Annotated in this window: 23 protein-coding genes; 11 read left to right on the forward strand and 12 right to left on the reverse strand. The window is 71.7% G+C overall.

The genetic code is table 11. The annotated features are described in order from the left end of the window. The first annotated feature begins 10 nt into the window (after positions 1 to 10). The 5 genes from IH26_RS0147220 to IH26_RS0147240 all read left to right on the forward strand — a co-directional run bounded on the left by IH26_RS0147220 (position 11) and on the right by IH26_RS0147240 (position 5,225). A complete protein-coding gene (locus IH26_RS0147220; RefSeq protein WP_425394463.1) occupies positions 11 to 2,248 on the forward strand; it encodes a HelD family protein in 2,238 nt (745 codons plus the stop codon). 44 nt (positions 2,249 to 2,292) lie between these two features. Beyond that, positions 2,293 to 2,601 (forward strand): hypothetical protein, encoded by a 309-nt coding sequence (locus IH26_RS0147225; RefSeq protein WP_030442867.1) that lies wholly within the window; start codon positions 2,293 to 2,295, stop codon positions 2,599 to 2,601. A 63-nt stretch (positions 2,602 to 2,664) separates the two neighbouring features. Beyond that, on the forward strand, positions 2,665 to 3,597 hold the full coding sequence (locus IH26_RS0147230) for a 1-phosphofructokinase family hexose kinase (protein ID WP_245666010.1): 933 nt from the start codon (positions 2,665 to 2,667) through the stop codon (positions 3,595 to 3,597). Next, entirely contained in the window at positions 3,594 to 4,433 is an 840-nt protein-coding gene (surE, locus tag IH26_RS0147235; RefSeq protein WP_030442869.1) for a 5'/3'-nucleotidase SurE, read from the forward strand. Before IH26_RS0147230 ends, surE begins: the two co-directional genes overlap by 4 nt. 462 nt (positions 4,434 to 4,895) lie before the next feature. Continuing rightward, entirely contained in the window at positions 4,896 to 5,225 is a 330-nt protein-coding gene (locus IH26_RS0147240) for a hypothetical protein (RefSeq protein WP_157437771.1), read from the forward strand. 54 nt (positions 5,226 to 5,279) lie between these two features. Here IH26_RS0147240 and IH26_RS0147245 read toward each other — a convergent pair whose 3' ends face one another. Then, complete coding sequence (locus tag IH26_RS0147245; protein ID WP_030442871.1) at positions 5,280 to 5,642, reverse strand: STAS domain-containing protein; 363 nt, start codon at positions 5,640 to 5,642, stop codon at positions 5,280 to 5,282. 319 nt (positions 5,643 to 5,961) lie between these two features. On the opposite strand from IH26_RS0147245, the gene IH26_RS0147250 reads away from it, so the two are divergent. From IH26_RS0147250 to IH26_RS0147265, 4 genes are all read left to right on the forward strand, one after another. Further along, a complete protein-coding gene (locus IH26_RS0147250; protein ID WP_030442872.1) occupies positions 5,962 to 6,309 on the forward strand; it encodes a hypothetical protein in 348 nt (115 codons plus the stop codon). A gap of 75 nt (positions 6,310 to 6,384) precedes the next feature. After that, positions 6,385 to 6,954, forward strand: coding sequence for a YdeI/OmpD-associated family protein (locus IH26_RS0147255; RefSeq protein ID WP_030442873.1), 570 nt, complete (start codon positions 6,385 to 6,387; stop codon positions 6,952 to 6,954). Between the two features lie 73 nt (positions 6,955 to 7,027). Then, positions 7,028 to 8,362: a serine/threonine-protein kinase gene (locus IH26_RS0147260; protein ID WP_030442874.1), complete on the forward strand. Its 1,335-nt coding sequence runs from the start codon at positions 7,028 to 7,030 to the stop codon at positions 8,360 to 8,362. Positions 8,363 to 8,405: 43 nt separating this feature from the next. Further along, complete coding sequence (locus tag IH26_RS0147265) at positions 8,406 to 9,248, forward strand: MerR family transcriptional regulator (RefSeq protein ID WP_030442875.1); 843 nt, start codon at positions 8,406 to 8,408, stop codon at positions 9,246 to 9,248. A gap of 167 nt (positions 9,249 to 9,415) precedes the next feature. On the opposite strand, the gene IH26_RS0147270 is transcribed toward IH26_RS0147265, so the two are convergent. Beyond that, on the reverse strand, positions 9,416 to 11,197 hold the full coding sequence (locus IH26_RS0147270) for a bifunctional metallophosphatase/5'-nucleotidase (RefSeq protein ID WP_030442876.1): 1,782 nt from the start codon (positions 11,195 to 11,197) through the stop codon (positions 9,416 to 9,418). Positions 11,198 to 11,252: 55 nt separating this feature from the next. Further along, a complete protein-coding gene (argS, locus tag IH26_RS0147275; RefSeq protein ID WP_030442877.1) occupies positions 11,253 to 12,941 on the reverse strand; it encodes an arginine--tRNA ligase in 1,689 nt (562 codons plus the stop codon). Positions 12,942 to 13,142: 201 nt separating this feature from the next. Here argS and IH26_RS0147280 point away from each other — a divergent pair, with 201 nt between their 5' ends. After that, complete coding sequence (locus tag IH26_RS0147280; RefSeq protein ID WP_245666011.1) at positions 13,143 to 13,547, forward strand: protein-tyrosine phosphatase family protein; 405 nt, start codon at positions 13,143 to 13,145, stop codon at positions 13,545 to 13,547. A gap of 84 nt (positions 13,548 to 13,631) precedes the next feature. Next, entirely contained in the window at positions 13,632 to 14,132 is a 501-nt protein-coding gene (locus tag IH26_RS0147285; RefSeq protein WP_051809804.1) for an SRPBCC family protein, read from the forward strand. A 4-nt stretch (positions 14,133 to 14,136) separates the two neighbouring features. On the opposite strand, the gene IH26_RS0147290 is transcribed toward IH26_RS0147285, so the two are convergent. The 9 genes from IH26_RS0147290 to IH26_RS0147335 form a co-directional block, all read right to left on the reverse strand. Beyond that, positions 14,137 to 14,946 carry a class I SAM-dependent methyltransferase gene (locus tag IH26_RS0147290; RefSeq protein WP_030442880.1) on the reverse strand — a complete coding sequence of 270 codons (810 nt, stop codon included), beginning with the start codon at positions 14,944 to 14,946 and terminating at the stop codon, positions 14,137 to 14,139. Positions 14,947 to 14,994: 48 nt separating this feature from the next. Next, on the reverse strand, positions 14,995 to 17,553 hold the full coding sequence (locus tag IH26_RS0147295; protein WP_030442881.1) for an ATP-binding protein: 2,559 nt from the start codon (positions 17,551 to 17,553) through the stop codon (positions 14,995 to 14,997). Positions 17,554 to 17,588: 35 nt separating this feature from the next. Then, entirely contained in the window at positions 17,589 to 19,268 is a 1,680-nt protein-coding gene (locus IH26_RS0147300; RefSeq protein WP_051809806.1) for a glycoside hydrolase family 3 protein, read from the reverse strand. Beyond that, positions 19,265 to 19,834, reverse strand: a complete 570-nt coding sequence (locus IH26_RS0147305; RefSeq protein ID WP_051809808.1) for a flavoprotein — start codon at positions 19,832 to 19,834, stop codon at positions 19,265 to 19,267. Before IH26_RS0147305 ends, IH26_RS0147300 begins: the two co-directional genes overlap by 4 nt. Then, the gene (locus IH26_RS56760) at positions 19,827 to 20,012 is read right to left on the reverse strand and encodes a hypothetical protein (protein ID WP_030442884.1); all 186 of its coding nucleotides are present in this window, start codon (positions 20,010 to 20,012) and stop codon (positions 19,827 to 19,829) included. Before IH26_RS56760 ends, IH26_RS0147305 begins: the two co-directional genes overlap by 8 nt. 31 nt (positions 20,013 to 20,043) lie before the next feature. Further along, positions 20,044 to 20,634, reverse strand: coding sequence for a hypothetical protein (locus IH26_RS60675; RefSeq protein WP_030442885.1), 591 nt, complete (start codon positions 20,632 to 20,634; stop codon positions 20,044 to 20,046). Continuing rightward, entirely contained in the window at positions 20,631 to 21,824 is a 1,194-nt protein-coding gene (locus IH26_RS0147320) for a type 2 periplasmic-binding domain-containing protein (protein ID WP_030442886.1), read from the reverse strand. The genes IH26_RS60675 and IH26_RS0147320 overlap by 4 nt, the downstream gene beginning before the upstream one ends. Positions 21,825 to 21,913: 89 nt before the next feature. Beyond that, positions 21,914 to 22,366, reverse strand: coding sequence for an RNA polymerase sigma factor (locus IH26_RS0147325; RefSeq protein WP_245666012.1), 453 nt, complete (start codon positions 22,364 to 22,366; stop codon positions 21,914 to 21,916). A gap of 230 nt (positions 22,367 to 22,596) precedes the next feature. Next, positions 22,597 to 23,943 (reverse strand): cellulase family glycosylhydrolase, encoded by a 1,347-nt coding sequence (locus IH26_RS0147335; protein ID WP_030442888.1) that lies wholly within the window; start codon positions 23,941 to 23,943, stop codon positions 22,597 to 22,599. Between the last annotated feature and the right edge of the window lie 32 nt (positions 23,944 to 23,975).

The following is a 23,975-nucleotide window of genomic DNA, read 5'->3' on the forward strand; positions in this document are numbered from 1 at the left end:
CACCTGGCCCATGGGAGTAGATTCGATTGCCCCCTTTTTATTGCAGGGAGAACGACTCACCTTGAGCGACACCGTCCTCCAACAAGAGATCGCCATCGAGCAGCAGCACGTGGATCGGGTCTACGCCCGGCTCACCGAGCTGCGCCGGGACGCCTCCCGGGCCGAGAAGGAGGGCTACCAGCTGGCCGGCGTCGGCACGTACGGCGCGCTGGTCGAGCGGGACGCGATGGTCTTCCACGCCGCCCGCCGCCGGCACGCGCTGGACACCGAGTACGAGGGACTGGTCTTCGGCCGGCTCGACCTGCTGACCGGCGCCACCCACTACGTCGGCCGGATGGGCATCCGCGACGAGGGCTCGCAGCCGCTGGTGGTCGACTGGCGGGCGCCCGCGGCCGCCGCCTTCTACCGGGCCACCGCGGCCGAGCCGCTCGGCGTGGTGCGCCGCCGCATGATCCAGTCGAGCCGGGAACGGGTCACCGGCATCGAGGACGACCTGCTCGACCCCGAGGCCGCACCGCCCGGCATGCGGGTGGTCGGCGACGGCGCGCTGCTGGCCAGCCTGTCCAAGGCGACCGGGCGCGGCATGCGGGACATCGTCGCGACCATCCAGCGCGAGCAGGACGAGGCGATCCGCTCCCCCGCCTCCGGGGTGACGATCGTGACCGGCGGGCCGGGCACCGGCAAGACGGCGGTGGCGCTGCACCGGGCGGCGTACCTGCTCTACTCCGACCGCAGCCGGTTCGCCGGCGGCGGCATCCTGGTGGTGGGCCCGTCCGGGGTGTTCGTCGACTACATCGCGACCGTGCTGCCCTCGCTCGGCGAGGACACGGCGACCCTGCGCTCGCTCGGCTCGCTGGTGGTCGGCTACGACGCGACCCGGGTCGACCCCGGCCCGGTCGCCGCGATCAAGGGCTCGCTGCGGATGCGCCGGGTGCTCGAGCGGGCCTCGCACGACGCCGTCCCGGGCGGCCCCGACGAGTTGCGCCTGCTCTACCGGGGCACGCTGCTGCGGCTGGACGCGCGCAACCTGGAGGAGCTCCGGCGCAAGGCGCTGCCCCGCGGCGCCCGCCGCAACGAGGTGCGCGGCCAGGGTTTCGACCGGGTCTTCGACGCGCTCTGGGCGCAGGCCCGGCAGATGAAGATCACCGGCCTGCCGGAGAAGGCGGACTTCGAGGCCGAGCTGGCCGACCGCGGCGACTTCCGCGAGTTCCTCAAGGCCTGGTGGCCGCGCTTCACCCCGATGCGGGTGCTGCGCTGGCTGGCCGATCCGGGCCGCCTGCGCAGGTACGCGAACGGCCTGCTCTCCCGGGAGGAGATCGCCACGCTGCAGGGCTCGTTCGACGCGCTCGGCGAGCACGGCCCGACGATCGCCGACGTGGCGCTGCTGGACGAGCTCGACGAGCTGATGGGCCGCCCGCGTCAGCCCCAGAAGAAGACCAGAAACCCGTTCCACGTACGGGACGGGATCCAGGAGGTCAGCACCTACGCCGACCGCCAAGCCGCCGCGCGGGCCCAGCAGGTCCAGCGCGACGACGACTACCGGGACTTCGCGCACGTGGTGGTCGACGAGTCGCAGGACGTCTCGCCGATGCAGTGGCGGATGATCGGGCGCCGCGGCCAGTACGCGTCCTGGACCATCGTGGGCGACCCAGCGCAGACCGCGTGGGCCGGCGACCCGGCCGAGCTGGACCGCTCCCGCGACCGGGCACTCGGCTCGCGCAAGCGCAACAGCTACGCGCTGACCACCAACTACCGGAACTCGTCCGAGATCTTCGCGGAGGCCGCCAAGGTGATCCGCACGATCATGCCGGACCTGCCGCTGCCCCGGGCGGTCCGCAGCACCGGCGTCGACCCGGTCGACGTGGTCACCGACCGGCCCGGCCTGCCCGGCCTGGTGCGCGAGCTGGCCGAGAAGCAGATCACCGAGGTGGACGGGACGATCGGCGTGATCACGCCGGTGCCGCGCCGGGACGAGATGGCCGCGTGGGTGGCCGGGCTGCCCGAGCGGGTCCAGGTGGTCACGGCACTGGAGGCCAAGGGCATGGAGTACGACGCGGTGGTCCTGGTCGAGCCGGCGTCGTTGACCCGGGACGCGGCCGGGATCCGCACGCTGTACGTCGCGCTCTCCCGGGCCACCCAGCGCCTGACCACGGTCGGCACCCGCGCGGACTGGCTGCCCACTCGGGGTATGGCGATCATCACAGATCGAGTGCATCCTGATCGCACTCTGGCCACCCGGTCGCGGTGATCGCCCTACGCTGAGTGGCTTAGCCATCACGGGAGGACATTGTCATGACGCAGACCGTCCATCTGCCCCGCGTCGCCTGGGACGGGGCGCGGGCGTTCGTCCAGGCGGCCGGCAGCCCGCGCTCCGAGCAGTTCGCGGCCCTGGTGCTGAGCCGGCTGGGCAGCGAGGCCTACGGCCAGTTCGCCGACACCCGGCAGCGTCTGCTCACCGCGCTGGTCGAGACCGGGGGCGACCGGTACGCCGCCGATGTCGAGGCCGGCAAGTGGCGGGTGCGGCTGGAGGATCTGCTGCGGCGGAAGCCCCAGCTCACCGCGACGGTGCTGGACCTGACGGGCGAGGCGTTTGAGCTCTGAGATTTAATCGCTTTTGCGGGATTCGCCAGACCCTGCCGCCCGTAAAAGTGGACAATGTCGGATATGAGCGACGCTCGGGTCATGGTCTTCGCGCCGGCACCTCAACTCACCGTGACCATCGAGCAGCAGCATGACCTGCCGGAGTTGCACGTCCACCCGGGCGGGCAGGGCATCTGGCAGACCCGCATGATCACCTCGCTCGGCGCCGAGGTGATCCTCTGCGCGGCGGTGGGTGGCGAGGTCGGCCGGGTCCTCAAGCCGCTGCTCGACTTCAAGGGCGTCACCCTGCGCACGGTCCCGCGGGAGACCGGCAGCGGCTGGTACGTGCACGACCGGCGGGACGGCCAGCGCCGCTCGCTGGCCGAGATCGCCGGCACCCCGTTCACCCGCCACGAGCTCGACGAGCTCTACAACCTGGCCCTGGCCGAGGGGCTGCGGGCCGGCATCGCCATCCTCAGCGGCCCCGCGCACCCCTCGGTCATCCGGCCGGACGTCTACCGGCGGCTCGCGGCCGACCTGCGCGCCAACGGTTGCAAGGTGATCGCCGACCTGTGCAGCGACCACCTGCGGGCCGTGCTGTCGGCCGGGCTCGACGTCGTGAAGGTCAGCCACGAGGAGCTCATCGCCGACGGGCTCTCCCCCGACGACTCCGAGAAGCACCTCACCGAGGCGCTGGTCAAGCTGCACGACGACGGTGCCGAGGCGGTGCTGGTCTCCCGGGCCGGCATGGGCGCGCTGGCGCTGATCAACGAGGAGATCTACCGGGTCGGCACGCCCAAGCTGACCCCCACCGACGGTCGCGGCGCCGGCGACTCGATGACCGCCGGCGTGGCCGCGGTGCTGGCCCGCGGCGGCGAGATGAGCGAGGCGGTCCGCACCGGGGCGGCCGCCGGTGCGCTGAACGTCACCCGGCACGGTCTCGGCACGGGACATCTGGACGCCGTCCAGGTGCTCACCGAGCGGATCAAGCTCACCCCGATCAAGAAGGCACGATGACACGAATCCTGGTCACCAACGACGACGGCATCGACTCGCCCGGCCTCCGCTACCTGGCGCGGGCCGCCGCCCGGGAGGGGCATGACGTGGTCGTGGCCGCGCCGGTCACCGAGTCGAGCGGCAGCAGCGCCGCGATGACCGCGATCGAAGAGCAAGGCAAGATCATTCTGCACAAGCGCGAGCTCACCGGGGCGCGGCACATTCCCGCGTACGCGGTGGCGGCGTCCCCGGCGTACATCGTGCTGCTGGCGCTGCGCGAGGCGTTCGGCGAGGCGCCCGCGATGGTGCTGTCCGGCATCAACCGGGGGGCCAACGCCGGGTCGGCGGTGGTGCATTCGGGGACGGTGGGCGCCACGCTGACCGCCTCGTACGCGGGACTGCACGGCCTGGCGGTCTCGCTGGACGTGCTCTCCCCCCGGGTGGCCGCGTCCCGCACCGGCGGCGCGGCGATGGACGTGATCAGCGAGGCGGACGACGAGAAACGGCACTGGAGCAGCGCCGCCGAGCTGGCCGTGCGGCTGATCCCGACGCTGCAGCACACGGCGGGCGGCACGGTCTTCAACCTCAACGTGCCCGACCTGCACCTGGACGGCATCCGCGGGCTGCGCCGGGCGTCGCTCGCGCAGTTCGGCCAGGTGCAGATGAGCATCGCCGAGGCCGGCGAGGGCTTCGTACGGACCGCCGTGCAGGCCGCCGACGAGCTGCTCGAGCCGCAGACGGACCTGGCCGCGCTGGCGGAGCACTTCGCCGTGGTGACGCCGCTGCGCGCCCCGGTGGAGGCCGCGGACGTCCGCTTCAACCTCGAGACGGTGGAGGTACACGCGTCAACCCTCTGACCACGCACCGCGAGGCGGCCGTCGTGACCACAAGCCGCGAGGCGCCCGCTGTGACCACGCGCCGCGAGGCGCCCGGCGTCGCAGCGCACCGCGAGGCGCCCGCCGTCACCACACGCCGTGAGGGGCCCGCCGTCGCAGCGCACCGTGGTGCACCCGTGCACCCGCCGTCACCACACGCCGTGAGGGGCCCGCCGTGACCACGCGTCGCGCGCACGTTCAGCCACGCCGTGCCGTGACCGCGCGCCGTGACAGGCCACGGCCGCGCCGAGGCCTCCGTGACCGCGTGCCACGCCCAGGCCGGGCCGTGACGAGACCACGGCCGCGCCGAGGCCTCCGTGACCGCGCGTCGCGCCGACGTTCGGACCACGCCATGTGGTGGCCGCGCGCCGTGACAGACCACGCCATGTGGTGGCCGCGCGCCGTGACAGACCACGGCCGCGCCGAGGCTGCCGCTGTGACCGCGTGCCACGCCCAGGCCGCCGCCGTGACCGCGCCAAGGTCGCCGCGACCGCGCGCCAAGCCGAGGTCGTCGCAGCGACCGCGCGCCGTGACGAGACCGCTGCCGTGACCGCGCGCCGTGACGAGACCGCTGCCGTGACCGCGCGCCGTTACGACGTTCTGACCGCGCGGGGTGACGAGACCACCGCCTGCGCCCAGGCCGCCGCTGTGGCCGTGCGCCGCGCCCAGGCCGCCGCTGTGGCCGTGCGCCGCGCCCAGGCCGCCGCTGTGGCCGTGCGCCGCCGTGGCCGTGCGCCGCAACCAAGCCGCCGCTGTGGCAGCGCGGTCGCGTAGCCAACGCGGTGACCCTCCGCCGGCCCGGCGGACGGCGTGGCGGTCGCGGGCGGGTCAGGCGGAGAAGGCGGGCCGCTCGCTCTCGGCGCCGTCGTCGAACGGCTGCGGGTTGCCGAAGAGGCCGAGCAGGCCGGTCACCCAGAGCTGGCGGTGGGCGAAGCGGCTGGGCCGGGTCACGATCAGCTTGACCTCGCTGACCGCGGCCAGCTGGAAGGCGGCGACGAGCGCGCTGATGCCCACCGAGTCGATGAAGGTTACGTCGTGCAGGTTGAGCTCGATGCGGGCGAGCTGAACATCGCCCAGCTGGGCCGCCACCGCCTCGCGGATCTCGTACGCGTTCTCCACGTCGATCTCGCCGCTGGGCGAGACCTCCACCACACCGTCGGCAAGCGTCGACGTCATTATCGACAGCGTCACGCCAATTCCCTCCACCCGCCCGGACTCACCCGGGCGTCAGCTCCTCTGTGCGCGGGCCGCGACGCAGCGTAGTGCAAAACTGTGCGCGGTGTCACGCCGGGGGTGCAAGACCACCCCCAAAAGGTTCGGTGAGACTGACCAGAAGGTTAGGCCCTGAACCTGTTAGCCACCTGAGTGACCCGTGTGAACCGCATCAAGACTACCGGGGTCCGTCCAGTCGTTTCCGAAACGTGATGGCGTCCACAGCGGACGGGTTTGCCGCATGCTGCATAGGGGCAGGTGAACGAAGTACCGGCGAGCGCGAGGGAGAAAACCGACGATGTTCTCGACGAAGAGCAAAGCCGAGCGAACCGCCGATCAGGCCTGGGAGTACCTTTCCTCGGCCATGTCGACGGCCGGCGACAGCGCCACGAAGGCGGCGTCGATCGCCGGCGACAAGGGTCAGGACTGGGCGGGCGAGGCCTGGCGACGGGCCAACGCCGCCGCGGACGCGCTGGCCGGGCGCCGCCCGGGCCGGCCGTGGGGCCTGCTGGTGCTGACCGCGCTGGCCGGGGCCGCCGTGGGCTGGGCCGCCGGGGCGTACGGGCGCCGGGCGCTGGCCCGCGAGGCCGCCCAGGAGGAGCAGGAGCTGGCCGAGACCGCGGTGATCGTCACCGGCCAGGGCTGACCGCCGCCCGAAAGCGAAGGGCGATCGGCCGCCGGGCGGAGTCCCTTTGTCGCCCGGCGGCCCTACCCTGTCCCGGTGGACGCACTGTTCTTCGAGACCGCCGCCGACCTGCGGGTCTGGTTCGAGGCGAATCATGACTCCGCGCCCGAGTTGTTCGTCGGGTACTGGAAGAAGGGCTCGGGGCGGAGCGGGGTCAGCCACCCCGAGGCGATCGAGCAGGCGCTCTGCTTCGGCTGGATCGACAGCGTCGCCCGCGGCCTCGATGAGCAGCGCTACCGGGTGCGGTTCACGCCGCGCCGCAAGGGCAGCGTGTGGAGCGCGGTCAACATTGCCAAGATCGCCGAACTGACCGAGCGCGGGCTCATGACGCCGGCCGGGGTGACGGCCTTCGAGCACCGCAAAGTCGATCAGGCGCCGGCCTACTCGTACGAGCAGGCCGGGTCCTTTGATCTTGAGCAGACCGCGCGGTTCCAGGCCGACGCGAAGGCGTGGGGATGGTTCTCCGGGCAGTCCGCCTACTACCGCCGGGCGGCCACCCACTGGGTGATCAGCGCCAAGCGCCCGGAGACCCGGGAGCGGCGGCTGGCCCAGCTCATCGCGGATTCGGCGGCCGGCAAGAGGGTGCCCCCGCTGGCCCCCCGCTAGCGGAGGGGCGTCTGTAGAGTTGAGCGACGTTCGTGTGCTGTGGCTATGCCACCCGATTAGATAAGGTCCAGCGGTGCTGTCAGCGGGGTTCCTCCTGGGCAACCGGTATCGGTTGGACGAGCGCATCGCGACCGGGGGCATGGGCGAGGTGTGGAAGGGCACCGACGTGGTGCTCGGCCGGGTCATCGCAGTCAAGGTGCTCAAGACCGCGATGCTGAGCGACCCCGAGTTCTCCGCCCGCTTCTACGGCGAGGCGCGGATGATGGCGTCGTTCCGCCACCCCGGCGTCGTCGAGGTGTATGACTACGCCGGCGCCGACGAGGCCGGCGAGGAAAAGGTCGCCTACCTGGTGATGGCGTATGTGGAGGGCGAGCCGCTCTCCGCCCGGGTGCGCCAGGGCCCGATGCCGGTCACCGAGACCATGTCGATCGTGGCCCAGGCGGCCGACGCGCTGCACGCCGCGCACGAGGTGGGCGTGGTCCACCGGGACGTCAAGCCGGGCAACCTGATCGTCCGGCCGACCGGCGCGGTCGTGCTGGTCGACTTCGGCGTCGCCCGCTCGGCTGCCGTGACCAGCGTCACACAGCTCAACGCGATCGTCGGCACCGCCCTCTACATGGCGCCCGAGCAGGTCGCCAAGGGCAAGGTCACCGCCGCCACGGACATCTACGCGCTGGGCGCGGTGGCGTACCACTGCATCGCCGGCCACCCGCCGTTCGACGGCGACAACGCCCTCCAGGTCGCGCTGCGCCACCTGGAGGAGGAGCCCGAGCCGCTGCCGGCGCACGTGCCGCCGCAGGTGCGTGACCTGATCGCCCGGGCGATGGCCAAGCAGCCGGCCGACCGGTTCGCCACCGCCGCCGAGTTCGCCGAGGCGGCGTTCGAGGCGGCCGGCCCGCTGGACTGGAAGCGGATGACCGGCACCACCATGGTCGCCCCGCTCAGCCCGGCGGCGCCGAGCCGGACCGTGCCGATCCCCCGCGACCTGCCGCGGTCCTCTCCGCCGCCGCCGGCCCGCCGCCCGCGCAGCCAGACCGCGCTCGCCGTGGCGATCGCGGCGATGGCCGTGCTGGCGCTCGGCCTGACCCTCGCGATCATCTTCCACTCGAAGGGCTCGCCGAACGAGACGGGCAATCCGATCAGCGTGACCGAGCCACCGACCCAGCATGAATCGGTGGCGCCGATCCAGCAGCCCTCGGCGAGTGTGAAGCCGCACAACTCCCGGACCAACTCGACCATCAGGCCCACGACGACCCCGCCGACCACCAAGCCGACGACGACGCCGCCGACCACGAAGCCCACCACGACGCCGCCGACCACGAAGCCCACCACGACGCCGCCGACCACCCCGCCGACGACGACTCCGACGACCGCACCGACGACGACCCCGCCGGCGGGGACGAATTAGCGGTTGACTCTCACACCGTGTCAGGCCGGAAGGTACGAGGACGATGTTCGCTATCGGAGACTTCGCCGGCCTGGGCCGGGTGTCGGTGCGCATGCTGCGCCACTACGACGCCATCGGCCTGCTGCCGCCCGCCCACGTCGACCCGCACACCGGCTACCGGTATTACACGGCGAGCCAGCTGAGGCTGCTCAACCGGGTGATCGCCCTCAAGGATCTCGGCTTCTCCCTGCAGCAGGTGCAGACGCTCATCGACGAGAAGGTCGACGCCGGTGAGCTGCGCGGCATGCTGCGCCTGCGGCGGGCCGAGCTGGAGGCGCAGGTGCAGCGGGACTCCGTGCGGCTGGCGCTGGTCGACGCCCGTCTCCGTTTGATCGAGAGCGAGGGACACATGGACACCGGGGACGTGGTCCTCAAGAGCCTGCCGCCGCTGCGGGTCGCGGAGTTGTCCGCGACGGCGACCAGCTACGACGATCCGACGTCGATCACCGAGAATCTCACTCCGCTCTATCCGCGGCTGATGGAGCTGATGGAGAAGGGCGGCATTCCGATCACCGGGTCGCCGATCGCCTACTACCTGCCGGCGCCGACCGGGCCGGGCGACGAGACGATCACCGTGCACGCGGCGTTCCCGATCGGCGAGGTGGCGGTCGGGTCCGACCCGGGCTTCGCGGTGACGGTGCTGCCGGCGGTCGAGCAGGCGGCGACGGCGCTGCACGAGGGCTCGATGTCGGAGGCCTTCCGCACCGGCCAGAAGATCGCCAACTGGATCGACGACAACGGCTACCGCACGGTCGACCCCGGCTACGCCCGCGAGGTCTACCTCGACTGCCCGCCCGGCGAGTTCGACAAGTGGGTGACCGAGATGCAGGTCCCGGTCCAGAACTAGCTGGCTCCGCTTCGCTTCGCGGGCGACGATCGCCTTTTGAGGTCAATGAGATGGGCCCGGTTTTCGGCACCGCAAACCCCGCGGAGCCAAAAACCGGGCCCATCTCATTGACAGGCGATCGCGCGGGCCGCCCCGTGGTTTCAGCGTCCACGGCAACAGCGGCGTGCCTAAAACTGGATGGGTACGCCGTTGCGGACCAGCTGCCAGTTCTCGACGTAGAAGTCGGCCGGGTTGATCTGGCCCTTGGCCTGGGCCCAGTCGATGAGCAGCTGGCGGATCTCCTTCTGCTCGTTGTAGACCTGGGTCTTCACGATGCCCGGGAAGTTGCCGCCGCCGGAGCGCCGGTAGTTGTTCACCGCCACCACGAACCGAGCTCCCGGGTCGACGTCGGCGCCGTTGACCTGCAGGCGGGTGATCCGCGAGCCGACCGGCCTGCTGATGTCGATGTCGTAGTCGACGCCGGAGAGCGTGTCGTAGTTGTAGTCCGGCACCGCCGGGTCGGTGATCGTGTCCGGGTTGACCGGGGCGTCCGGGGCCAGCGTCACGAAGTACTTCGCCGAGTACTCCAGGTACGCCTTGACCTCGGCCCCGGTCAGCACGACCGCCTCGAGCGTGTTGTCGTAGATGTACAGCCCGGCCACGTCCTTGATCTTGACGTCGCCCTGCGGGAACACCGCGGTCCGGCTGAACGGCGCCGCGATCGACAGCACCGGCAACGTGGCGTAGGCGCCGCCGGCCAGCGCCGACGTCACCTCGTCGGTCTGCACCTTGTTGATGTAGTCGAGGATCGGCGTGTCCTGGTACCGCGAGGTGGCCGCCGACAGCTCCTCGGTGGAGGTCGCGACCTTCTGGTTCACGTACGCCACGGTCTTGGCGTGCTGCGCCCGCACCGCGGCCAGCACCGCCGGGTCGGCGTCGACCGTGTTGGTGTTCAGCGTGGTCGCCGCCTTGGTGGTGATCTTCCACCGGCCGCAGTCGCGGACCAGGTCGAAGTCCATCCTGGTCAGCCGCTGGCCCCACTTCGACGGCTCGGACATCAACACCTGCTCGCCGGTGGTCATGTTGGCCACGAACCGCTGCGGGATGTCCAGGTGCGCGTGGCCGAACAGGATCGCGTCGATCCCGGGCACCTGCGCGGCGATCAGCGCGGCCGGGTTCTCGTTCGGCAGGTCGGGGCCGTAGCTGGAGACGCCCGAGTCACCGCCGTGCGCCGAGACGATCACCAGGTCGGCCCCGCGGCTCCGCATCTCCGGCACCCACTTGGCCGCGGTGCTCACCATGTCGAGGAACTCCAGCTTGCCCTCGACGTTGGCGCGGTCCCAGATGGCGACGCCCGGGTTGGTGAGACCCAGGATGCCCACCCGCAACGTCGGCGCGTGCCTGCCGAGCGAGACCTTCTTAATGATGTACGGGGTGTACGCCGGCCGCCCGGTCGTCGCGCTGACGCAGTTCGCGGCGAGCGCCGGGAACCCGAGCTGGCGGATCCACAGGTTCAGCAGCGGCAGGCCGTAGTTGAACTCGTGGTTGCCCAGCGTCACCGCGTCGTAGTGCAGGACGTTCATGGCCCGGGCCATCGGGTGCTTCTCACCGGTCGTGGTGATCGGCTCCTGCTTGGCGTAGTAGGTGGCCAGCGGCGTGCCCTGGATGGTGTCGCCGGCGTCGAGCACCAGCGTCGCCCCGGTCGCCTCCGCGCGGATCTTGTTGACCAGCGCGGCCAGCTTGGCCACCCCGACGTCGTTGTGCGCGGCATCGTCGTACTCGGCGTCCCGGTAGTAGTCCCAGTTGTAGACGTTGCCGTGAGTGTCCGACGTGCCCAGCACGGTGAGGTGGAAGGTCTGCGGGCCCTTTTCCTGGGCCTGCGCGGCCTGCGAGAAGGCGAGCGGGGCCGCGGCGGCAGCTGCCGAGGCGGCGATCACTGCGCGCCGTGAAACACCGGTGGGTGAGGTCATCCAGGCACCCTAACCGCCGACGCATCGACGAAGAAGAACGTCGCCATCCCGCTTGCTACATCTCCTCGGGGAGATCGATACCCAGCAGCGACAGGCCGAGGGCCAGCGTGCGGCCGGTCCGGTCGGCCAGCGTGAGCCGGCTCGCCCGGTACGGTCCCGCCAACCGCAGGATCGGGCACGATTCGTAGAAGCCGGTGAACGCGACCGCGAGATCGTGCAGGTAGGACGCGAGCCGGTGCGGCTCCCGCCGGCCGGCCGCGGCGTGCACCGCGGCCTCGAAGCCGAGCAGGGCGAGGGCCAGCCGGCGTTCCGCCGGGTGGGCGAGGACGACCGGTCCGGGTTCGGCGCCGGCCTTCCGGAAGATCGAACGGATTCTGGCGTACGCGTACTGCAGGTACGGTCCGGTGTCCCCGGTGCTGGCCAGCATCCGGTCCCAGTCGAAGACGTAGTCGGAGCGCCGATCGCCGGCCAGGTCCGCGTACTTGATCGCGCCGATCCCGATGGCCGGCGAACTGGCCCGCTCGACCGCCTCGTCGAGCAGCGCGCCGAGCGTGACGTTGTCGCCGGCCCGGGTGCGGAACATCTTGCCGTCGGCGCCGAGGATCGAGCCGAACTCGATGTGCTCGGCGGTCACCCCGGCGGGCAGCCAGCCGGCCGACCGGGCCACCTCGAAGACCATCCGGAAGTGGGTCCGCTGCGGCGCGCCGACCACGTAGAGCAGCCGGGTCGCGCCCAGCGTCCGCACCCGGTGCCGCAGCGCGGCGAGGTCGGTCGCGGCGTACCCGAAACCGCCGTCGCTCTTGCGCACGATCAGCGGCAGCGGCTCGCCGTCCCGCCCGGCGAACCCGGCCGGGAAGACGCACAACGCGCCCTCGCTCGGGACCAGCAGGCCCTGCTCGTCCAGTTCGGACAGCACCGACGAGAGTTGCTCCTGGTAGAAGCTCTCGCCGACGAAGTCGCCCCTGGTGAGGGTGACGCCGAGCCGCCCGTACGCGTCGAGGAAGGTCCGTTCGGTCTGCTCGATCAGCCGCCGCCACAACGCCCGGGTCGGCTCGTCCCCGGCCTGCAACGCCACCACCCGCAGCCGCGCCCGGGCCTTGAATCCCCCGTCCGACCGCCCCGCCACCGCCCCTGACCGGACTGAAGGCTGAGTATCCTCGTCGAACTTCCGCCGCGCGGCCCGGTAGAAGTCGGTCAGGTCGCCGAGCGAGTGCTCGTTCTCCCCGCCGCCCAGGTCGGCCATGTGCTCGAGCAGCATCCCGAACGGCGTGCCCCAGTCGCCGAGGTGGTTCGCCCGGATCACCTCGTGCCCCAGCCACTCAAGCAGCCGGGCCAGGGCGTCCCCGATGATCGTCGACCGCAGGTGCCCGATCTGGAGTTCCTTGGCCGCGTTCGGACCCGAGTAGTCGAGGACGATCCGCTCGGGCGCGGCCACCGGCGGGACGCCGAGCCGGTCGTCGTCGAGCGCGTCGACCCCGGCGGCCAGCGCCGCGTCGTCGACGGTGAGGTTGAGGAAGCCGGGCCCGGAGACGTCGATCGTGGCGAGGCCGGCCAGGTCGGCCTTGGCCGCCACCTCGGTCGCGACCTCGCGCGGCGGGCGGCCCAGCCGCCGGGCCAGCGCGAGCGCGGCCCCGGACTGAAAGTCGGCGTGCTGCGACTGCCGCACGACCGGGTCCACGGGTCCGCCGGCCACCGACGCCAGGGCCGCGGAGAGCCGATCGGCGAGGAGAGCTTCGAGATTCATCGGCAACCTATCGACGTACGCGGAAAGCGGGTCGACCGGTCACACGCAGACCGGCGGGCTCGACCCGCCGGCAGAAGGGCACAACTCAGCAGCGGCGGTCGTCTGATCGCCGGCGTCGGTCGCTGAAGCTGTGCATGCGCCGGACTGTAGCAGGATGGTGCGGTGCGGAACGAGCAACTTTGGCCGACCGGCGAGGCCGGGGTGCTGGCGTTGCCGTCGGGGCGGCTGGTGCGCGGGCGGGGCCTGCGCGACCCGATGCCGTCCGGGCATGCACCGGCCTTCGGCGTGTACCTGCTGGGCGAAAAGCCGCCGGAGTTCGGGTGGCCGTCGCGCTGGGTCAAGTGGCCGGACTTTCGTCTGCCGGCGGATCCGGCGTACCTCCGCAAGGTTTTGCTCGAAAGCCTGCACCGCGCGGAGAGTGAGCGGGTCGAGATCGCCTGCGGCGGCGGCCGCGGGCGCACCGGAACCGCGCTGGCCTGCCTCGCGATCCTGGACGGCGTGCCGCCGGCGGAGGCGGTGGCCTATGTGCGGGCGCGCTATCACCCGCGCGCGGTGGAGACGCCGTGGCAGAAGCGGTTTGTGCGCGGATTCGACGGGAATCGATAGGCGTGTCGGCCTCGCGGGCGAAACATGGGCGCTGATCAGAAGCTGCCATTACGCTGGGACAGCACGCCGACGCCTGGGGGTCCGATGATCGTCGTGGAGCGCACGTTCGCCGTGACAGCCGCCCCGGGGGCGGTGCTGGCCTACCTGCAAGACTTCGCGAACGCCCAGGAATGGGACCGGTCGAGCGTGCGGACCAGCCGTCTCGACGCCGGCCCGATCGCGCCCGGCGCGCACTGGCGGCACGTCCGCAAGCTGTACGGGGTGACCGCCGAGCTGACCTACACGCTGATCAGCAGCGACCCCGGGCGGCTCGTGCTGCACGGCCGCAGCGAGGGCGCCACCTGCGTCGACACCGTCTTCGTGCGGCCCGTCCCGGGCGGCACCGAGGTCACCTACCGGGTGGAGCTGGAGATGCATGGGCTGGCCAAGCTGGCCACCCCGCTGTTGCGGCCCGAGCTGGAGAAGCTGGCCGGCGCCGGGGTCGCGGTGGTCACCGCCGCGCTGGCGGGATCGACCATCCGGCACCGGTTCGGCGCCCCCATTGCGCCGAACCGGCTCACCGCCCCCCTGGAAGAGACCGGATGAGCAGCTACCGGCGAATCGCCAGCATCTGCACGTAATCAGCGGGGATCTTGGCGGTGCCGTCGGTCGCCACGTTCCACCGGGCGGCCAGGTCCACCAGATCGTCGTAGAGCAGCTTCCCGTCCCGCTCGCCGAGCGCCTCGAACGCCTTGACCGTCGGCCCGTAGTTGGCGCGGAAGAAGTCGGCGAAGTGCACGGTCGAGGCGAACCGGAAGACGAACGTGCGCGGCAGCACCCGCAGTTCCAGCGCCCGGTCGCTGATCAGTTCCTGCAGCCGGGCCGGGCTGCCCCACTCGACCGGCCCGCGCTGGCCCGCCGGGGGCGGCACCCGCCGGCCGACGGTGCGGAACATCTCCCCGATGAAGCCGCCCGGCGTCCAGTTGGCCATCGCGATCGTCCCGCCGGACCGGCACACCCGGGCCAGCTCGGCCGCGACCCGCTCCTGCTTCGGCGCGAACATCGCGCCGACGACCGAGATCACGGCGTCGAAGGAGCCGTCCGGGTAGGGCAGGTCCTCGGCGTCGGCGATGTCGAAATCCATCGGCAGACGCTCGGCCTCGGCCCGCTCGCGGCCCCGGACCAGCAGGGCCGGGACGAAGTCGGTCGAGGTGACTCGGCACCCGCAGCGCGCCGCGGCGATCGACGCGTTGCCGGTGCCGGCCGCCACGTCCAGCACCCGCGCCCCGGCCGACAGGTCGGCGGCCTGGACCAGGTATTCCGCGATGGGCTGGATCAGGGCGGCGACGGCCCCGTAGTCGCCGCTGCTCCAGGTCCGCTGCTGCTTGGTCTTCAGGCCGTCGAGCGCAAGTTCGGTCATGACTCGACGGTAGGAAGTGGACCCCTAGGTCCACATGGGGAAAGCTCCCTATATTAGGCCGCGCCGCCGGGCTTCGGCGGCGGCCTGGCCCCGATTGGGTACGCCTAGCTTGCCCAGCACCGCCGACACATGATGGTCGACGGTCTTGGTGGACACCGTGAGCCGGGCCGCGATCTCGGCGTTGCTCAGCCCCTCGGCCAGCAGCGCCAGCACCTCCCGTTGCCGGCCGGTCAGCCCGACCGGGTCGGTGGTGGTCGCCGGCCGCGGCCCGCGCGGCACCGGCATCCCCCGCTCGCGCAGCAGCCCGCGCAGCCGGCGGGCCGGCACCACCGCGCCGAGCCGCTCGTAGATCCGCAGCGCCTCGGCGGTCGCGTCGGCGTCGCCGTAGGACAGCGCCTCGGCCCGCGGGTACATGCAGCCACGTGCCGTCCAGGCGTCGGCGGCGCCCCGCCAATCACCCGCGATCAGCAGCCGGAACGGCTCGGCGGCGTTCTCCGGCGCCGCCTCGAGCCGGCCGCACCGCCATAGCCAGAAGGCCAGCTCGCCGAGGAACCACGGCTGGCCGACCTCGATGGCGAGGTCGTAGCCGCGCCGCGCCTCGGTCGCCGCCCGGTCGAGATCGCCGTCCAGCCAGTGCAGCTCGGCCAGGGTGATCGCCACCGGGACGACGAACTGCACCTCACCGGTCCGGTAACCGCGCTCGGCCGCGGCGTCGGCCGCCTCGTGCGCGCCCGGCTCGCCGCGCCGAGCCAGCAGCACGGCCCGCACGGTCATCGACGGCACCAGGAACGCGCCCGGCATCGGCACGCCGGACAGCGACTGCTCGACGTCCTCGTCGGCGGCCTGCCAGTCGCCGCGGATCAGCTCCACCCGGGCCCGGTGCCCGAGCAGGTGCCGGGCGTACCCGTCCAGGTCGCGGGCCAGCAGGAAGGGCAGGATCCGCTGGAAGGTGTCCTCGGCGAGGTCGAAGTCGTACCGGTCGGCGGCGACCGTGCCCAGGTTGACCAGGGCGCGGCCGGCGTGGTCGTCCAGCCCCGCCGAGATCGCCCGGTCGTGCGCGGCCTGCAGCCCGGCGACGCCCTCCGGGTCGCCCACCTGCTGCTGCGCCGAGGCGATGTTGACCATCGCGTGCACCTCGGTGTTCAGGTCGCCGGTCCGCCGGGCCAGGTCAAGGGCGCGGCGGCCCCACTCGATCGCGACCGGCTCCTCGTTACCGAGCATGAACAACTGCGAGAGATTGCTGTACGCCGCGGCCAGCTCCCGCCCGTGCGGCGCCGCCTCAAGCACCGCGACCGCCCGCCAGGCGTACTGCCGGGCGTCGTCCGGCCGGCCGTTCCACCAGCTCAGCCGGGCCATCCAGCGCAGGTCGTCGCCGATCCGCAGCGGGTCGCCGAGCTCCTCGCGCAGCCCCAGCGCGGCCAGCCGGGCGTCTATCGCCTCGGCACCCAGCCCGCCGTGGTACGCGGCCAGCGAATACTCCTCCAGCAGCTCGGCCCGCTCCTCCGCCGGGTGCTCGGCGGCCAGCGGGAGGGCGAGCGCGTAGTGCGCAGCGGCCTGCCGGTACGCGCCCAGCTGGGCGGCCTGGCGGGCGGCGATCGGCGCCCAGTGCAGGGTCGACTTGGCGTCGCCGGCGTGGTGGGCGTGGTGCACGAGCCGGGCCGGGTCGACGCCCGGGCGCTCGATCAGGGCGGCCAGCACCTCGGCGTGCAGGGCCTGGCGGCGTACCGGGGAGAGAGCGCCCTCGACGGCCCGGCGCAGCAGCTCGTGCCGGAAGGCCACGCCGTCCCCGCTGATCGTGAGCACGCCCCGGGCCAGGCACTCGTCGACCGCCTCGGCCCGGCCGGCCAGCAGGTCGGCCTCGGCCCGGGCGGGCACCACCGAGACCAGCCGGGCCACCGCGCGGGCCGGCTCACCGAGCGTGGCGAGCCGGGAGAGCACGAGGTCACGGACGGTCGGCGGGATGCCCTCCGACGCGGCCGACAGCACCTCGGTGACCAGCAGCGGGTTGCCGCCGGTCACCTCGTACACCTCGGGGCGGTGCCGGCCGGCCAGCCGGTCCACCGCTGCCCGGGACAGCGGCGGGAGGATCACCCGGCGGGTCCGGTCGGCCGGGAGTCCGGCGAGGACCGAGCGCAGGCGGTGGTCGGGGGCGAGCTCGTCGTCGCGGTACGTGAGTAGCAGCAGCGCCCGGCACAGCGCGAGCCGGCGGCCGAGGAACGAGACCATGTCCAGCGTGGCCTCGTCCGCCCAGTGCAGGTCCTCCAGCACCACGACCGGGCGGGCTGACTGCGGCGGGCGGTCGAGCGCCTCCAGCAGCAGGTCGAAGACCTCGCTGCGGGTGCCGTCGGCGATCCGGTCGCGCAGGCGGCCGCCCAGCACCCGGGCGATGTCGTGCAGCGGGCCGAGGGCGCGCGGGGTCAGCAGCGGGTCGCAGGCGCCCCAGAGCACGTGCGCCCGCGGGCCGGCGGCCTCGGCGAACGCGGTGGCCAGCGTGGACTTTCCCGCGCCGGCCTCGCCGCTGAGCACCGCGACCCGGCCGCCGGCGGTGGTCTCGGCGAGCAGCCGGTGCAGGGTGGTCAGCTCGTCGGCGCGTTCCAGCAAGTCCATGTCGCGAAAAGGCTAAGCCGGTGATCGTCGAGGGCCTAGCGCCTATCGGACAAACCGCTCCCGTACGGGTAAAGACCGTCGATCGTCACCGGCAGACGACCGGTCGCCCGCGCTTTGCCCTGCAGGACGTTCGCGAGGGCGGTGACCGAGACGGGCTGGTAGTCGTAGGCGGCCACATAGGTGGGTGCGGACGGGAAGGAGGCCAGGTCGTAGGGCGCGCCCACGGCGGCGACGACGATCGGCCGGCCGGTGGCGAGCAGGGCCGCGACCAGCTTCTGCTGGGTGGTGTCGCTCCAGGCGTTGTACGTCGTGACCACGGTGACGTCGGCCTGTTGCGCAGCGGCGACCGCCTGGGCGATCACCGCGTCGGACGGCGAGCCGGTGTAGAAACGAGTGGCGCCGAGCGCGGCGGCCAGGTTGGTCGTGGTGGTCACGCCCCAGCCGGTGACCAGGACGTGCTGGCCGGCCCGGAGCGGCAGCGTGGCGTCCCGGCGCAACACGGTGATCGAGCGGGCCGCGGCGGCCGCCATCGTGGCCAGGTGCTCCGGCGTGCCGACGGTCGGCGTGTCCGAGACGTACGGCGGAAAGGTCTTGGTCTTGAGGATGCGCCGCACGGACTGGTCGATGCGCTGCTCGGGGACGGTGCCGTCGGCGACCGCGTCGAGCAGGGACTGGATCGCCAGCGGGACGTTGCGCGGCATGAGCAACTCGTCGACGCCGGCGTTCACCGCGTCGACGACGATCTGCTGGTCGGTGTAGTCCCGGAGGGCGGCCGCATCGAGCGCGTCGGTGATCACCACGCCGTTGAAGTGGAGCTGTTGGCGCAGCAGGCCGGTGATGATCGGCTTGGAGAGGCTGGCCGGCCTGTTGGTGGGGTCGAGCGCGGGGGCGATGATGTGGGCGGCCATCACGCTCGTCACGCCCTGTCGGATCGCGGCCCGGAACGGCGGTACGTGCGTGGCCAAGATCTGTTGGCGGGTCTCGTTGGTGATCGCTACGCCGTTGTCGGTGTTGACGGTGGTGTCGCCCAGGCCCGGGAAGTGTTTGGCCTGGGTCCCGATTTTTGCCGCTTCGTAGCCTTTAACCGCAAATTTCGTGAAAAGGGAGACGTGGTTGGTGCGGTCGCTGAACGATCGGACGCCGTCGGCGCTGTTCCTCGGATTGGTGTTGACGTCGACCACCGGGGCGTCCACCGTGTTGATGCCCAGGGCCTTGAGCTCCTCGCCGCTGACCTTCGCGGCGCTCTCGGCGGTGCGCGGGTCGAAGGTCGCACCGAGCGCCATGTTGCCGGGCGAGACGGCGAGCGGGGCGCCGATCCGGTTGACCACCCCGCCCTCCTGATCGGTGCTGATCTGCAGCGGGATGCCGGTGTCCGCCATCGCCGCCGCCTGCAGCCCGTTGGAGAGCCCGGCGATCTGGTTCGGACTGTTGAGGTTGTGACTCCAGGTGAAGTAGATGACGCCGCCCAGGTGATACTTGGCGACCGCCTGCGCGCCGGTGCTCACGTCGGCGCCGAACTTCGCCTGGTTCGCGGCGGCGTCGGCGGCACTGGGCGCGGTAGCGCTGTCGCCGTAGACATACGAGACGAACATCTGCCCGACCTTCTCGGCCAGGGTCATGTCCTTCAGGGGGTCGGTCCCGTGTGCCTGAGCCTGCGCCGGGACACTCAACCCCAGCGCGGTCACCGCGATCACCGCCGCGAGCCGCTTCGTCATGACCTCATCGGAACGCCTCGATCGACGGATGTCAAACCGATTGCCTCCTCGACCAGGTCGAGCGCCAGCAGCCAGGGAAAGAGCTCGGGGTCGTTGCGGCCGGGCGGCAGTGGTTCGAAGTCGTCCTCCGGACCGAAGAGGACGCGTACGCCCTCCGCACGCAGACTCTCGATCGCGTTCCGGAACGGCCGCCGGGCGGCGAGCGCGGAGTTGACAGCCGGCACGACGACCGTCGGCACACCGCGCCCGATCACCTCGGCGACCGAACTGAGGGCGTACGTGTCGGCAATGCCCAACGCCAGCTTGTTGACGGTGTTGAAGGTCGCCGGCGCCACGATCAGCGCGTCGGCGGCCGGCGAGATCCGGCGACCGTCCGGGGCGAACTTGTACGTGGTGCGCACGGGTTTGCCGCTGAGCCGGGCGACCTCGGCGGGCTCGATGAACTCGAGCGCGCTCCGCGTGGCGGTCACCTCCACCGACCACCCACGAGCGATCGCCACGACGATCAGCTTCCCGACGCCGGCGGCCGCGCCGCCCCCACAAACCACCACCCGCAAATCACCCATAGTTCCCCATCTTGCCGGACGATCTCGCCTCCGCACGCCCCAACGCTTCGTCACCTTCGCCGCCCCGGCGGAATTCTTCGATCCTCGCTTCGGCGCGGGCCCGCTCGGCGGCGACCGCGTCCTCGTCGCCGTCGCGCAATTCGGCACGAACCTCTTGCCAGTCATGGAACCCGGTCATCGTCGTCCTTCGTGGGTCGCGCCGGCCGGGCTCAGCGACGCGGTGTCTTGCGGCCGGACAGCCAGCGGCCGATCAGCACGGACAGGAACGGCTGCCGCCAGGCCGGCGGCGTGCGTCGAGGCGACGGCGGCTCAGCGGGCGGCGGGCCGCCCGACGGTGGCCCGGCGGGCGACGGGCCGGCGGGCGACGGGCCGGCGGGCGACGGGCCGGCGGGCGACGGGCCGGCGGGCGACGAGCTGATCGCCGGGGGCGTGGGCGGCGGCGCGACGGCCGGCGGCGCGGGTGGCGGCGCGGGAGCGGCGGTGGGCGGGTCGGGGGCGGCCGTACCGCTGGGTGGGGCGTCCTGGGACTGGTACGAGCGCAGCGCCAGCACGAACGCGATCACCGCCACCACGCCCGCCGCCACGCTGGAGAGCTTGTCGGCCAGGTCCGGGCCGAGGGCCGCGACCGCCACCACCACCGTGAGGATCACCAGCAGGGACAGCATCGCGGTGCGGAACCAGCGGCTGATCGCCAGGTTGGGGCGGCGGCTCAGCAGCAGGTGGGCCAGCGGCTCGAGCGCCACGATCAGCAGGGTCACGATCAGCGACAGCTGCCACGCCTGGATGCCCGAGCCGGTCACCGCAACGCCCCCTGGATGTCCGCGATGAACTGCTGGGTCAGCGGCTCGTTGTCGTGCAGGTAGGCCCGCAGGTGGCCGGCGAAGCGGCGGGCGAACTCGGCGTAGTTCGCGTGGATCGGGCGCGGGCGGGAGCCCTCGACCGCGTTGCGGATCAGGCTCAGCTGCGGCAGGGCCTGCTGCAGAGCGTCGTCGATGTACGCGTCCACCCCGGTCGGCGCGAACCCGAACGAGGCGAGCAGCTTCTGCGCCGGGATGTCGGTGAGGAAGTGCACCGCCCGGATCGCCTCGGACCGGTGCGGGCTGTCCTTCGCCACCGCGAGGCTCTGGCCGCCCAGGATGCCGAGCGGCAGGCGCCCGATCCGGATCTCCGCGGTGGCCGGCTTCACCCGCTCGGCCCGGTCGATCGGCGGGTACCGGACCGGCCAGCTGCGCATGTACCGCAGGCTGTCCTGCTCGAAGTCGCGGGTGGTGTCGTCCTCGCCCGCCGCCGCGACGACCCGCTTGCGCCGGATCGCGTCGGCCAGCGGGGCCAGCGCGCTCACCCATTGCCCCAGGCTGTACGACAGGGTGCCGCTGTCGTCGAGGATCGACTCGTCCTGGGCCAGCGCCTGCTCGAGCACGTTGCAGACGAACGCCTCGTCGGTCTGGCTGCCGACGGTGTCGAGCTGCCCGACGAACTGAGCCGGTCCCCGCACCGACGCCGTCATCACCGCTTTGAGCGAGGGCGCCACGTCGGAGCGCTTGTCGGTGACCCGGCGGAACAGCATGCCGACATCGGAGTTGAACGGCACCGCCCAGAACTGATCGGTCCCGGTGCGCTGGCACAGCTGCTGCACCGGGGCGAGCAGCGAGAGGTCGTTGTGCGGGTCGATCGAAATGATCTTGCCCTCGGCCACGAACCGCGGAATGTGGATCACGTCGAGGTTGAAGATGTCGGCGTGCGTCTGATTGAACTTGAGGAACTGGTCCTGAGTGGAGCTGTTGACCTCGGAGACCGCGATCTGCGTGTTCGGGTTCAGCCGGTTCCACATGCTGACCAGCAACTGCCGGCCGCCGGTCGGGTCGGCTCCGGTGGCCAGCGTCAGCGTGATCTTCTTGCGTCTGGTCAGGAAGTAGCCGGCGGACGTGGACAGCATGCCCGCCGTGAGCACCCCCGCCAGGAACGAGCGTCGCGAGTACAGCTCGGCCATTCACTGACCGTACTCGATGGACGCCAGACCGTGCTCGGACACAGGTCAGTAGAGGGTGGAGGAATCGTACACGGCCGCACAAGCCCGGCCTACATCGGCGCCAGCAGATATTCACGGAGGTCGGCACGGGCCTGGTGGATGCGCGACTTGACCGTGCCGACCGGGATGCCGAGGTGCGTGGCGATCTCGGCGTAGTCGAGCTGGCAGACGTCGCGCAGCACGATCGGCGCCACCAGGTCCGGGCGGCGCGCCTCGAGCCGCTCCAGCGCGTCCAGCAGGTCGAGCCGGGAGCCGGCGATGACGCTGGTGGTGCGCGGGTCGGGCCGGTCGATCGGCGGCTCGCCGTAGCCCTCCGCCGCGCGCCGCTTGAGCGAGCGGTACGTCTGCCGCGCGCTGTTCGCGACCACCACGTACAGCCAGGTGGAGAAGAGCGACCGGCCCTCGAACCGGTCGATCGTGCGGGCCACCTGGAGCAGCGCGTCCTGGCACGCCTCCTCGGCGTCCTGGAAGCACGGCAGGAACCGGCCACAGCGGCGCAGCACCGCCGGCCGGATCGCGGTGAGCAGCTCGTTCAGCGAGGTGCTGACCGGCGGCGTCTACCTGCAGGTCAAGCAGGTGGGCGACGCCGACCTCACCGACGAGATCGTGCGTACGGTCCACTCGTAGCAGTCCTGCTTCTGGTACGCCGGGCTCGGATGCCGACGATGACAACCGGACAGCAGCGAACCGCGCCCCCGAGCGACCCCGGGGGCGCGGAGGGGATGGCGCTGGTTCAGCTCGCGGCGCAGGCGAGCGTGGGCACGGAGTTGGTGCCGGTCCACGAGCCGAGGAAGCCGAACGTGGCGCTGCCGGCGGCCGCCAGCTTGCCGTTGTAGCTGACGTTCTTGGCGGTCACCGCCGAGCCGCTGCTGGTCACCGTGGCGTTCCAGGCCTGGGCGACGGCCTGTCCGTTGGCGTACGTCCAGGTCACCGTCCAGCCGTTGATCGCGGAACTGCCGGCGGTCACCTTGACCTCACCCTGGAAGCCGGCCGGCCAGCTGCCGACGATCGAGTACGTGGCCGTGCAGCCACCGGTCGGCGGCGTCGTCGTCGGGCTGGTGGTCGGCGGCGTGGTGGGCGCCGTCGTCGGGGTGGTCGGCGGGGTGCCGTAGATGGTGGCCTGCTTCGACGTCGCCTTGATCCCGTTGGCGCCGTTGACGATCCGCTGGCCCCAGGTGGTCAGCGAGTTCGGGTCGAAGTTGTTGGTCATGTCCAGGATCGGGTCGTTGTTGCCGGCCCAGGACCAGCCGATGTAGCCGATGCCGCGCTTGACCGCCTCGGACATCAGGGTCTGGTCGTCGACCTGGCTGGAGTCGTACTGCCAGCCGAACTCGCCGATCACCAGCGGCCAGCCCTTGGACGCGAAGGTGTCCAGGTACGAGGTGATCGACGAGGCGGTGTTGAAGACCGAGTACATGTGGATGGACAGCATGGTGTTGTGCAGGGTGTCGGCGTCGAGCACGGTCTGCGCGTTGTCCCGCATCGTGTACTGCCAGTCCTGGCCCCAGTTCGGCGCGTCGACCATCAGCATGTGCTGGAAGCCGTTGCTGCGCATCTTCTGGACGGCGGCGACGGTGGCCGCGGTCCACTGGCCCGGGTTGGTGTTGCCGATCGGCTCGTTGCCGATGTTGATGACGATGTAGTCCTCCTGGCCGGCCAGCACGCTCTTCAGCCCGATCCAGTAGTTCACCGCCTGGTCCAGGGTGTACGCGGCGCCGTCCTCGCCGTACCCGGTGGTGTCGTGGTCCTCGAGCACGCAGATCAGCTTGTTCTGCTTGCAGAGCGCGATCACGTTGGCCACGTCGGTGGCGCTGTTGGCGGTCCACCGGCCGCCGCTGAGCACGACCCGTACGGTGTTCGCCCCGGTCGCCTTGATGTTGGCGAACGAGCTGGTCTGGTTCGTGAACCAGGTGTGCTCGTGGTTGATGCCGCGCATGATGAACGTCGAGCCGTTGGACTCGACGATATTGGTGCCGCTGATGTGCAGCCCGGTGGCGGCGAACGCCGGGCCGGTGAAGGTGAGCACCGATGCGACGAGCGCGAGGACAACGGCGCCGATGAGAGTGAGCTGTCTTTTCATGACCTGCCTCGGGAAGGGGGAATCGTCACCCC

The organism is Actinoplanes subtropicus, from assembly GCF_000721705.1.
In the GTDB taxonomy this organism is placed as follows: Bacteria; Actinomycetota; Actinomycetes; order Mycobacteriales; family Micromonosporaceae; genus Actinoplanes; species Actinoplanes subtropicus.

Coding starts and splice junctions, on each gene's coding strand:
- IH26_RS0147220 (WP_425394463.1), top strand. CDS start 11: ATGGGAGTAGATTCGATTGCCCCCTTTTTATTGCAGGGAGAACGACTC.
- IH26_RS0147225 (WP_030442867.1), top strand. CDS start 2,293: ATGACGCAGACCGTCCATCTGCCCCGCGTCGCCTGGGACGGGGCGCGG.
- IH26_RS0147230 (WP_245666010.1), top strand. CDS start 2,665: ATGAGCGACGCTCGGGTCATGGTCTTCGCGCCGGCACCTCAACTCACC.
- surE (WP_030442869.1), top strand. CDS start 3,594: ATGACACGAATCCTGGTCACCAACGACGACGGCATCGACTCGCCCGGC.
- IH26_RS0147250 (WP_030442872.1), top strand. CDS start 5,962: ATGTTCTCGACGAAGAGCAAAGCCGAGCGAACCGCCGATCAGGCCTGG.
- IH26_RS0147265 (WP_030442875.1), top strand. CDS start 8,406: ATGTTCGCTATCGGAGACTTCGCCGGCCTGGGCCGGGTGTCGGTGCGC.
- IH26_RS0147270 (WP_030442876.1), bottom strand. CDS start 11,197: ATGACCTCACCCACCGGTGTTTCACGGCGCGCAGTGATCGCCGCCTCG.
- argS (WP_030442877.1), bottom strand. CDS start 12,941: ATGAATCTCGAAGCTCTCCTCGCCGATCGGCTCTCCGCGGCCCTGGCG.
- IH26_RS0147285 (WP_051809804.1), top strand. CDS start 13,632: ATGATCGTCGTGGAGCGCACGTTCGCCGTGACAGCCGCCCCGGGGGCG.
- IH26_RS0147290 (WP_030442880.1), bottom strand. CDS start 14,946: ATGACCGAACTTGCGCTCGACGGCCTGAAGACCAAGCAGCAGCGGACC.
- IH26_RS0147295 (WP_030442881.1), bottom strand. CDS start 17,553: ATGGACTTGCTGGAACGCGCCGACGAGCTGACCACCCTGCACCGGCTG.
- IH26_RS0147300 (WP_051809806.1), bottom strand. CDS start 19,268: ATGACGAAGCGGCTCGCGGCGGTGATCGCGGTGACCGCGCTGGGGTTG.
- IH26_RS0147305 (WP_051809808.1), bottom strand. CDS start 19,834: ATGGGTGATTTGCGGGTGGTGGTTTGTGGGGGCGGCGCGGCCGCCGGC.
- IH26_RS56760 (WP_030442884.1), bottom strand. CDS start 20,012: ATGACCGGGTTCCATGACTGGCAAGAGGTTCGTGCCGAATTGCGCGAC.
- IH26_RS0147320 (WP_030442886.1), bottom strand. CDS start 21,824: ATGGCCGAGCTGTACTCGCGACGCTCGTTCCTGGCGGGGGTGCTCACG.
- IH26_RS0147335 (WP_030442888.1), bottom strand. CDS start 23,943: ATGAAAAGACAGCTCACTCTCATCGGCGCCGTTGTCCTCGCGCTCGTC.